8 protein-coding genes and 1 pseudogene are annotated in these 10408 nt (G+C 70.8%); 4 read left to right on the top strand and 5 right to left on the bottom strand.

The annotated features are described in order from the left end of the window. The 4 genes and pseudogenes from AB0H56_RS23620 to AB0H56_RS23605 all read right to left on the bottom strand — a co-directional run. Nucleotides 1–179 (bottom strand): diiron oxygenase (locus AB0H56_RS23620; protein ID WP_357167154.1); only part of this gene is annotated, 179 nt, incomplete at its 3' end. A gap of 97 nt (nt 180–276) precedes the next feature. Next, nucleotides 277–465 (bottom strand): hypothetical protein, encoded by a 189-nt coding sequence (locus AB0H56_RS23615; RefSeq protein WP_357167132.1) that lies wholly within the window; start codon nt 463–465, stop codon nt 277–279. Nucleotides 466–589: 124 nt separating this feature from the next. Next, the gene (locus AB0H56_RS23610) at nt 590–2650 is read right to left on the bottom strand and encodes an AMP-binding protein (protein WP_357167129.1); all 2061 of its coding nucleotides are present in this window, start codon (nt 2648–2650) and stop codon (nt 590–592) included. 215 nt (nt 2651–2865) lie between these two features. Next, nucleotides 2866–4691: pseudogene (locus AB0H56_RS23605) on the bottom strand (NAD(P)/FAD-dependent oxidoreductase). A gap of 95 nt (nt 4692–4786) precedes the next feature. Between AB0H56_RS23605 and AB0H56_RS23600 the strand changes: the two are divergent. Then, complete coding sequence (locus AB0H56_RS23600) at nt 4787–6061, top strand: transcriptional regulator (RefSeq protein WP_357167126.1); 1275 nt, start codon at nt 4787–4789, stop codon at nt 6059–6061. A gap of 64 nt (nt 6062–6125) precedes the next feature. Here the strand turns inward: AB0H56_RS23600 and AB0H56_RS23595 are convergent, their stop codons facing one another. Further along, nucleotides 6126–6887: a 3-hydroxyacyl-CoA dehydrogenase gene (locus tag AB0H56_RS23595; RefSeq protein ID WP_357167123.1), complete on the bottom strand. Its 762-nt coding sequence runs from the start codon at nt 6885–6887 to the stop codon at nt 6126–6128. A 70-nt stretch (nt 6888–6957) separates the two neighbouring features. Here AB0H56_RS23595 and AB0H56_RS23590 point away from each other — a divergent pair, with 70 nt between their 5' ends. The 3 genes from AB0H56_RS23590 to AB0H56_RS23580 all read left to right on the top strand — a co-directional run bounded on the left by AB0H56_RS23590 (nt 6958) and on the right by AB0H56_RS23580 (nt 10348). Beyond that, nucleotides 6958–7569, top strand: a complete 612-nt coding sequence (locus tag AB0H56_RS23590) for a TetR family transcriptional regulator (RefSeq protein WP_357167120.1) — start codon at nt 6958–6960, stop codon at nt 7567–7569. Nucleotides 7570–7620: 51 nt separating this feature from the next. Next, complete coding sequence (locus AB0H56_RS23585) at nt 7621–8790, top strand: AI-2E family transporter (protein WP_357167117.1); 1170 nt, start codon at nt 7621–7623, stop codon at nt 8788–8790. 85 nt (nt 8791–8875) lie between these two features. Next, nucleotides 8876–10348: an FAD-dependent oxidoreductase gene (locus AB0H56_RS23580; RefSeq protein WP_357167114.1), complete on the top strand. Its 1473-nt coding sequence runs from the start codon at nt 8876–8878 to the stop codon at nt 10346–10348. Nucleotides 10349–10408: the final 60 nt, after the last annotated feature.

Raw genomic sequence — 10408 nt, 5'->3', positions numbered from 1 at the left:
AGCGGGTCCTCCTCCGGCATGATCCAGCGCGGATCGTCGCTGTGTACGGCGAACTCCGGCGAATCCCAGTCGATGTCGACATAGGGATCGAAATGTTTGGCGACGGACCCCTCGGACAGGGTGCGCAGAATCTCGGTGTACCCGGGTGCGCCCGGCTTCTTCGCGGTGGACAGCGTCATCGATGCCTCCTAGAACAGTGCTGCCCCCAGTTTAGTGGTACCGGCAGTACCGCACAAGGTTACCGCAACCATGCGTTACAGCTATACCACCAGGTCGCTACTCGACCAGCGGGTCGATGCCGATGCCCTCGACGGCGCGCAATCGCCCGGCGAAGCCGATCAGAATCTCGAGCGACTCCGGCGACAATCCGTCGGCCAGCGTCACGAACCGCTCGAACCGCCGCTCCGAGAACGTCGCGCGCCGTTCTCGATCCGCGCGCACCGCCACCGTGCCCAGCGCCGCCATCCCGACCCCTTCACCCTCTGCACCACCGCATCGAACCCACCATCCGCAGACAACATAGCTGTAGGTTTGCGGGGCGCCGTCACCGGCCTCCGTCAACAGGAGCGATGCCGGATAGCGGTGGCGCTCACCCCGCCAGCCCGCCCTGGTCGATCAGCAGACGTTTGAGCACCTTGCCGGTCTCCCCGCGCGGCAGTGCGCTGAGAAAGGTGACATCGCGCGGGACCGAGAAGCGGCTGAGCCGGTTCCGGATGTAGGTCCGCACCATCTCCGGGTCAAGCCCGGAGTTCTCGCTCTTGACCAGGAACGCGGCCAGCCGCTGGCCGAACTCGCGATCGGGCACGCCCACCACCGCCACGTCGGTGACCTGGGGCAGGTAGGCGATCGCCTCCTCGACCGGGCGCGGGAAGACGTTCTCGCCGCCGGAGATGATCATCTCGTCGTCGCGGCCGGCCACGAAGAGCCTGCCCTCGGCATCGAGGTAGCCGAGGTCGCCGGTGTCGAGCATGCCGTCGGCTTCCTCGGGCGGCGCGTCGCTGACGTAGCCGTCGAACAGCATGTGGTTGCCGACGAAGATCCGCCCGACCACTCCGACCGGCACCGGAGCGCGGTCGGGACCGAGTATCGCGAGGCGGGTGCCCAGCGGCGGGCGGCCTGCCGTGGTGGGCGCGGCGCGCAGGTCCTCTGGCCCGGCCACGCTCGCCCAGGACACCTCGGTGGAACCGTAGAGGTTGTAGAGGATATGGCCGTAGTCGTGCAGGAACCGGTCGACGGTGATCGCCGCCAGCGGCGCGCCGCAGCTGATCACCTGCCGCAGACTGCTCAGGTCGTAGCGGTCCCGCACAGCCGCGGGCACGTCGACGAGACGCTGCACCATGGTCGGCACGGCGATGAGCGTGGTCACCCGGTGTTCGGCGATGCGGCGCAGCGCCTCCTCGGCGTCGAAGCCCTGTGCGAGCACCACGGTGGCGCGCACCGCGGTGCTCAGCTGCAGGGCCGACAGGCCCCAGGTGTGGAACAGCGGCGCCGGGATCATCATCGTGGCGCCGACCCGGATCGGGATGCGCGACAGCAGCGCGACCAGGGTGTCGAAACCCTTCGGGTGCGGGCGCCGGGCGCCCTTGGGCGTGCCGCTGGTGCCCGAGGTCAGCACGATCTGGCGGCCGGGGGTGGTGGGTTCGGGAAAGGTCGTGCGGCCCATGGCGATCAGGTCCTCGATCGTGATCCGGGCCGGGTCGGCGGGCTGATCGTCGGTGAGGAAGCGCGGCAGCCCGCCGTGCAGGTAGCGCACGAGATGGGTGAGCCCGGTGTCGACGAACAGCGCGGAGAGCCGGTGGCGCTGCACGATGTCCTCGATCCGCCGCCCGGAGAGCCCGGCGTTGAGCAGAGCCACGTCGACGCCGAGTTTACCCGCGGCGACCATGGTTTCGACCATGCCGCAGTGGTTTCCGGCCAGCAGGCCGACCGCGTCCCCCGCGCGGAGGCCCACCTCGTACATCGCGCCTGCCAGCGCGGTGGTGCGCTTGTCGGTCTCCTGGAAGGTGGCCGTGCTCACGTCGTCGATCAATGCGAGCTGCTCGGGGCTGTGCGCGGCGCCCGCCGCGTAGCCGCCGGCGAGGTTGAAGCCCCACCGGTAGAGCGAGCGCAGTTGCCTGGCCGAGGTCAGCGGCGGCGCGATCAGGCCCGATTGCAGGCACCACCGCACCAGTTCCGACTTGCGCCGGATCGGCGCGCGCGCACCGTTGGACACCACCGAGGTCCGCGCGCCGCGCACGATGTCGACGGCCCGGCCAAGCCCCTGTTCGACCCAGCCGATGACCGCGGAGTTGGTGGTCCCCGCCAGCGCGGGGTGCAGCCGCGGCGCCGCGAACACGGTGACGCTCACCCGGGTGCGCTGCTCGTCGCCGGTGAGCCGGATCAGCGCGAAGCCGCCGGACTCCGGGTTGTGCAGCTCGAAGCTCTCGTACCAGCGCCCGATCGTCAGCGCCAGATCGGTGTGCCGGACGCCGACGGCCGCGTCGCCGATCCGCACCTGCCACAGGGTGCTGCGGTCGGGCTGCAGCAGGCGCTCGCACGCCCCGATCCCCGTCCACAGCCGGGGGTAGCTCTGCGGGTCCAGCAGCACGTCCCACAACGCCCGCCGCGAGACCGGGAATTCCACCGACACATCGACGACATCGCTCGGCATCTCCGCGCGCCTTTCTCGGCCCGGCCACGCTGCCGGGTGGTGCCCGATCGCCCGGCCCCCGTGCCGCGGCGGCGCCCGTGGTCAGGCACTGCACCAGAAACTATGATTCGGTGCCCGCCCCGCCGCGGAACGGAAGATCTACGGATTCTGGGCAACCGAACGACACGGGGCCGGTCGACGATGTGACCTCGGCCAGTGTTTCGGCCGACGGTCGGTCAGCTCAGGTGATGGACCTCCTGCTTCCCGTAGACCGGCGTCGGGACGCCTTCGTATCTGGCCTTGAGCTGCAGCGCCAGGTACAGCGAGTAGTGCCGGGACTGATGCAGATTGCCGCCGTGGAACCACAGGCCGGGCTGCTGGGTCGGCTTCCACATGTTGCGCAGTTCGCCCTCCCACGGCCCGGGATCCTTGGTGGTGCCGGAGCCGAATCCCCAGCACTTGCCCACCGTGTCGGCGACGTCCTCCCGATGAGATCGGCGGCCCAGCCGTTCATCGAGCCGTAGCCGGTGGCGTAGACGACGAGGTCGGCGGGCAGTTCGGTGCCGTCGGCGAGGACCACGCCGTCCTCGGTGAGTTCGCGCACCTGCCCGTGCGCCAACGCGATGTCGCCGTTGGCGACGAGTTCGGCGGCGCCCACATCGATGTAGTAGCCCGAGCCCCGGCGCAGGTACTTCATGAACAGCCCCGATCCGTCGTCGCCCCAGTCGAGATCGAAACCGGCGCGTTCGAGGCGCGCGTAGAAGTCGGCGTCGCGCTCCCGGATCGCGTCGTAGACCGGGATCTGGAACTCGGGCATGATCCGGTACGGCAGCGAGGCGAAGGTGAGATCGGCCTTCTGCGTGGTCATTCCGGCGGCCAGCGCCCGCTCCGAGTACAGATCGCCGAGCCCGATCTCCATCAGCGAATCCGATTTGACGATGTGCGTCGAGGACCGCTGCACCATGGTGACCTGGGCGCCGGCTTCCCACAGCGCCGCGCAGATGTCGTGCGCGGAATTGTTCGCCCCGATCACCACGGCGCGTTTGCCCGCGTATCGATCCGGTCCCGGATGCTGACTGGAATGGTGTTGGTCGCCCCGGAACCGGTCCATCCCGGGGAAATCCGGAACATTCGGCTTGCCCGACATCCCCGTCGCGAGCACCAGGTGTCGTGGCCGCAGCACCACGGGCTCGCCGTCGCGTTCGACCTCGACGGTCCAGGTCTCGCTCGCCTCGTCGTAGCGCGCCGAGGTGCACGTGGTCTTGGACCAGTACGGCACCTCCATCACCTTCGTGTACATCTCGAGCCAGTCGCCGATCTTGTCCTTCGGCGCGAAGACCGGCCAGTTGTCGGGGAACGGCAGATACGGCAGGTGGTCGTACCAGACCGGGTCGTGCAGGCACAGCGACTTGTACCGCTTGCGCCACTGGTCTCCGGGCCGGTCGTGCTTGTCGACGACGAGCGCGGGCACGCCGAGCTGGCGCATCCGCGCGCCGAGGGCGATGCCGCCCTGCCCGCCGCCGACGACGAGCACGTACGGCTGGCGGGTGTAGCCGAGTTCGCTCTCCTCACGCTCGCGCTGCTCGGACCAGGTCACCCTGGCACGGTCGGCGCCGTGGCGCACACCCCTTGGCCGTCGTGGCCCTTTGCCCTCCTCGTGGCCTTTGAGCTCCTGCATGGTGGTCAGCAGCGTCCACGCGCCCTCGTCGGTGAGCCGCAGATGCCCGACGCCGCGGCCGACCCCGGTCTCGAACCCGATCCACGCGCTGATCACGCCGTCGTCCTCGGTCGGCGGTTCGGTGGTGTGGAATCCGGACGGGTCGGTCTCGTCGAGTTGCGCGCTGAGCAGGTCGGCGACGCCCGCTCTGCCCTCGACGGTCTTGATGTTCCAGGTGAACGCGATCAAATCGCGCCAGAAGCTGTCGGTGGCGAACATGCCTGCCGCGGTGTCGATGTCGCGCGCGGCCAGTGCCGCTTCGAACGCCGCCAACCAGGCGTCCACGCGCTGCTGCGGTCCGGCCGCGTCCGCTCCGCGCACGACGGGATCGAGTGTCTGGGTCATCGAATCCTCCTTCACAATCTGTGACCTAGAGCACACGTCATGACCGGCAGGTGGCACAATCGTTGCAATGCGTTGCAACGGATGAAGGGTGGATCGTGGGCGATTTCAGCGCGGTCGAGCCCGGCACCGACCTCTCCGGCTACGCGCGCGAGCTGATCCGCATGCACGACGCGGTGATCGCGGGCAGCCACTCACCACTGCGCCCGCGCCCGCTCGTCGCCCGCTCGTGGACGCGGGTGCTGGCCGCGGGCCTGGTCCCCGACCAACCGCGCGCCCGCTCGGTGCTCCCGGTGGCCGAGGTCGAACGCCGGCGGCGCGAGTCGCTGCTCACCGCGGTGATCGAGGACCTGACCCAGGCGGTCGCCTGTCTGGCCGACACCTCCTCCCAGCTGATGCTGGTGGTGGCCGACGCCGAGGGCGTGGTGCTGTGGCGGTACGGCTCGGCCAAGGTGCGCCATCGCGCGGATTCGCTGGGTTTCCGGGAGGGCGCCAGCTGGACCGAGGACGCCGTGGGAACGAACGCGATCGGTACTGCGCTGACCGAGGCCGCCCCGGTGCAGCTGTTCTCCGGCGAGCACTTCGAGCAGTACCAGCATCCCTGGTACTGCACCGCGGCGCCGATCCACGACCCGCGCACCGGCGAGTTGCTCGGCATCGTCGACATCAGCGGCCCCGCCCTGACCCTGCATCCCGCGATCACCGCGCTGGTGGCCACCGGCGTCCGGCTCGCGGAGTCGCAGCTGTGGCGCCATCACGAGACCCGGCTCGACCGGCTCCGCTCGGCGGCGGCTCCCGCGCTCGCGGCCGTCAGCGGACCGGCGCTGGTCGTCGACGAGCACGGCTGGGTGGCGCACGCGGTGGGCGTGGCCGCCACCCGCCGGGTCGCGGTGCCGCGGTCCGATCGCGCGGTCTCGGTCCCCGGGCTCGGCACGTGCGTCGCCGAGCGACTCGCCGACGGCTGGCTCCTGCGTCCGGACTCGCGTCCGCGCGGCACACGCTGGGAACTCGACCTCTCGGGGCCGCCGACGCTCAGCGTGCTCGGTGGCGAATCCGGCTGGCGCAGTTCACTGTCCGCCCGGCACGCGGAGATCCTGCTGCTCCTGCACCTGCACGGCCGACGCGGCATGACGGTGCGCGGGCTCAGCGAAGCCCTCTACGGCGACCCCGAGCACGCGGTCGCGGTCCGCGCCGAGATCTCCAGGCTGCGCCGCCTCGTCGGCTCGGCACTGGAGAGCCGTCCGTACCGGCTCGCCGAATCCCTCGACCTGACCGTCGCTCTCGGCACCGCCGACCGCCTCGCCGACTCCGACTTCCTCCGCCACACGGCGGGTCCGGGTCTCACGGCGTGGTGCGCGGCCGAGCCTCGCTAGCGAATAACCGGCGGCGACAGGTCCGTCGACCTCCGGCCGTGTGCCCGGCCGGAGGTCGCGATGATCAGCGCGGGGCCATCCGGATGGCGCCGTCGAGGCGGATGGTCTCGCCGTTGAGCATCGGGTTCTCCACGATGTGGCGGGCCAGGGCGGCGAACTCGGTGGGCTGACCCAGGCGCGAGGGGTGCGGCACCTGGGCGCCGAGGGACTGCAGCGCCTCCTCGGGCAGCGTCTCGAACAGCGGGGTGCGGAACAGGCCGGGCGCGATGGTCACGACGCGGATCTTGAACCCGGCGAGGTCGCGCGCGACCGGCAGGGTCAGGCCGACGATGCCGCCCTTGGACGCGGAATAGGCGGCCTGGCCGATCTGGCCGTCGTAGGCGGCGACGGAGGCGGTGTTGATGATGACGCCGCGCTCCTCGCCGACCGGCTCGACCACCGACATGCGCTCGGCGGCCAGGCGGATCACGTTGAACGTGCCGATCAGGTTGACGTTGACGACCTTGGTGAAATCGGCGAGCGGGAACGCACCCTTCTTGCCGACCGTCTTGATCGCGTTGCCGATGCCCGCGCAGTTCACGGCGATCCGCAGCGGGGCCAGCGATTCGGCGACATCGAGCGCCGCCGACACCGCCGACTCGTCGGTCACGTCCGCCGCCGCGAAGGCCGCGCCCTCGCCCAGCTCCTTGGCGATGGTGGCGCCGTCGGACGAGGGGAGATCGACGATGACGACCTTCGCGCCCTGCGCGTGCAGCTCCCGCACGGTGGCCAAGCCGAGACCCGACGCCCCGCCGGTGACGATCGCGGACGAGTTGACGAAATCCATACTTTTTCTCCTGTTTCGGTGGGGTCGGCCCAATATTGACACACTTCGCCAAAACTGGTTGGCTTTCGCGGTGACAGAGCCAGCTCCCCGCCGCCCCGGCCGCCCCTCCGTGCTGGACACCAGGGCCGTGTCCGCCGGGGCGTTGCGCCTGTGGACCGACCGCGGCTTCGCCACCACCAACTGGAACGATCTGGCCGAGGCCACCGGGATCAGCACCCGAACCCTGTTGCGGCACTTCTCCTCCCGCGCCGAGATCGCCTGGCTCGGGGTCGGGCCCGCGACCGAGCGGCTGCGCGACGTGCTCACCGCCGCCGGCGACGACGAGCCGCCCGCGGTGGTGGTCCGCACGGCGATCGTGGAGTCGGTGTCGCGCGATCCGCGTATCCACGAGCTCGCGCCGGACTGGCTGCGGCTGATCTCCTCGGAACCCGAACTCGCCGCCACCGCGCCCCGGGTCTACCAGCCCTGGATCGACACGCTCGCGGGCTATCTCGCGCGCCGCCTGCCCGACTCCCCCGCCGCCATCTGCCGCGCCCTCGCGACCGCCTACCAGTCGGCCACCTTCGCCGCGCTGATCGAATGGGCGGAGTCCGGCGCGGGCGGGGATTGCGCCGAATCCGTCGATCTCCTGCTGCGCTGGATGGACGCGCACCTGCCCGCGCCCCCGCTCCGACGCGCCTGAGCGGCGACCGGCCGCCGCCACGAATCGCGGCCGACGTGTCAGACTGGCGGCGTGAGCGGGCAGGGGAAAGAACCGAGTGGAACGCGATCGACCGGCACGCCGCGCCGCGACCGCGGGGACGTGATCGGCGGCGGGTTGCTGTGGCTGGCCAAATGGTCGCTGTGCATCGTCGCGATCGGGCTGGGCGCCTGGGTGCTCGGCACCGTCGCCGCGCGGCTGTGGGTGGTGCTCCTGCCGGTCGCCCTGGCGATCGTGGTGACGACGATTCTGTGGCCACCGGCCCGGTGGCTGACCGCGCATCGTTTTCCGCCCGCGCTGGCCGCGACGGTGACCCTGCTCGGCTTCGTCGGGGTACTGGCCGGTGTCATCGCGCTGATCGTGCCCTCGGTGGCCGATCAGGCGCCCGAACTCGCGGACAAGTCGACCGAGGGCGTCAACCAGGTGCGCGACTGGATCCAGGGACCGCCCTTGCGGATCCGCGACGAGCAACTCGATTCCGCCGTCGACGCCATCGTCGGCAGGCTCCAGTCCAGCGGCGCGCAGATCGCCAGCGGTGTGTTCACCGGCGTCTCCACCGCGACCTCGGTCCTGATCACCGTGTTCCTGGTCCTGGTGCTGGTGTTCTTCTTCCTGAAGGACGGCCGCCGTTTCCTGCCCTGGATGCACGCGGTGTTCGGCAGCCGCAGCGGCAGGCACGTCGAGGCCGTGCTCGAGCGCGTGTGGGCGACGCTGGGTGGGTTCATCCGCACGCAGGCGATCGTCAGCCTGGTCGACGCCGTGCTCATCGGTGCGGGGTTGTTCATTCTGGACGTGCCGCTGGCGATGGTGCTGTCGGTGATCACCTTCATCGGCGGCTTCGTGCCGATGGTCGGCGCGTTCGTCGCCGGTGCGCTGGCGGTCCTCGTCGCACTGGTCGGCAACGGGTTCACCACGGCGCTGATCGTGCTCGGCATCGTCATCGCCGTGCAGCAGCTGGAAGGCAATGTGCTGCAACCGGTCCTGCAGAGCCGCAGCATGGAGCTGCACGCGGTGATCGTGCTGCTCGCGGTGACCGCGGGCGGCTCGCTGTACGGCATCACCGGCGCCTTCCTCGCCGTCCCCGTCGTCGCGATGATCGCGGTGGTCATCCGCTACCTCGGCGAGCAGATCGACGCGGCCACCGGACCACCCCCGGCGGTGGACGAGCCCGACGAACCCGCGGTGGCCGCGCCGGCGGACTGACGGCCTCCCGCTGGGTGGACACTCCCCCGCCGGGCGCCCGCGCGAGGTCCTAGCGTGCGCCGCAGCACAGCGGATGGGAGCGGGCATGAAAGACAATTCGGTGACACCCGTCGATGCGGGCGAGCTCGGCGGATTCGACCACGAGACCGACGTTCTCGTCGTGGGCTACGGCTGCGCGGGCGCCGCCGCCGCGCTCGAGGCGGCCGCGACGGGGGCCGAGGTCATCGTCCTGGAGAAGTTCAGTGGCGGCGGCGGGTCCTCGGCACTGTCCGGCGGCGAGATGTACCTGGGCGGCGGCACCGACATCCAGCGCGCGTGCGGCTTCGAGGACACCGCCGAGGACATGGCGGCGTTCCTGCTCGCCGCCCTCGGCCCCGACGCCGATCGGGCGAAGGTCGAGCTCTACAGCCGCGAGAGCACCCGCCACTACCGGTGGCTCGTCGACCACGGCGTGCCGTTCAAGCCGTCGCTGTGGGACTCCCCCACCTGGGTGCCGCCGACCGACGACGGTCTGATGTGGATGGGCGAGAACGCGTGGCCCTTCGCCGAACTGGCGAAGCCCGCGCCGCGCGGACACCGGGTCACCTCCGACGGCTTCGGCGGAAAGGTGCTCATGCAGAAGCTGAGCGAGGCCGTCGCCGCCACTTCCGTCGCGGTGCACACCGATTCGAACGCGACCCGCCTGATCACCGAGGGCGGCCGGGTCGTCGGTGTCGTCGCCAAGCAGTACGGCAGGCTCCACACCTACCGCGCCCGCCGCGGGGTCGTGCTGACCACGGGCGGGTTCGCCGACAACGCCGAGATGGTGGCGCAGCACGCGCCGCAGCTGGTCGGTCTCGGGGTCAACAGCGATGGCGGCGACGACGGTCGCGGCGTGGTGATGGCGCAGGCCGCGGGCGCCGCGGTCCGGCACATGTCCGCCGCGCAGGTCGGCATCTCGCTGATCCCCGGCATGATGGTGCGCGGCATGATCGTCGACGACAAGGGCCGCCGCTTCATCAACGAGGACGTCTACCCCGGGCTCGTGGGCCAGGCCGCGCTGTTCAAGCACGGCCTGAAGGTGTGGGTGATCCTGGACGAGCAGGCCTACGAGGAAGTGCCGGAGAACGAACGCTGGGGTGTGCAGCCGCATTTCGTGGCCGAGACGCTCGACGACCTCGAACAGCAGATCGGCATGCCGCCGGGCGCCCTGCAGACCACGATCACCGAGTACAACCGGCACGCCGCCGAGGGCAGCGACCCGTACTTCCACAAGGCGCCCCGCTGGCTGCGGCCGCTGCGGTCACCGTTCGCGGCCATCGACGTCCAGCGCGGCATCGCCCCGCCGGAATACGGCGCCGCGGGCCGTGGCGGCGCCGAGGTCTTCACCATCGGCGGTCTGCACACCACGGTCGACGGTCACGTGCTCGACCTCGACGGCGCCCCGATCCCCGGCCTGTTCGCCGCGGGCCGGGCCACCTCCGGGCTGCACTCGTGGGGCTACATCAGCGGCACCTCCCTCGGGGACGGCACGTTCTTCGGGCGCAGAGCGGGCGCGGCGGCGGCAGGCCGGGCCTGAGCGGGCTGCGGGAGAAGGGGTCTCGCCCGCGACACCGGTCGCGGGCGTGGCAGGGTGAGC

The sequence above is a fragment of the Nocardia sp. NPDC050717 genome, assembly GCF_040654275.1.
In the GTDB taxonomy this organism is placed as follows: Bacteria; Actinomycetota; Actinomycetes; order Mycobacteriales; family Mycobacteriaceae; genus Nocardia.
The sequence above is the reverse complement of the archived record's forward strand: the minus strand, read 5'-3'. Positions and strand labels throughout refer to the sequence as shown.

What these genes read in the sequence shown, in the direction of transcription:
- AB0H56_RS23615 (WP_357167132.1), bottom strand. Translation starts at nt 465, where the DNA reads ATGGCGGCGCTGGGCACGGTGGCGGTGCGCGCGGATCGAGAACGGCGC.
- AB0H56_RS23610 (WP_357167129.1), bottom strand. Translation starts at nt 2,650, where the DNA reads ATGCCGAGCGATGTCGTCGATGTGTCGGTGGAATTCCCGGTCTCGCGG.
- AB0H56_RS23595 (WP_357167123.1), bottom strand. Translation starts at nt 6,887, where the DNA reads ATGGATTTCGTCAACTCGTCCGCGATCGTCACCGGCGGGGCGTCGGGT.
- AB0H56_RS23580 (WP_357167114.1), top strand. Translation starts at nt 8,876, where the DNA reads ATGAAAGACAATTCGGTGACACCCGTCGATGCGGGCGAGCTCGGCGGA.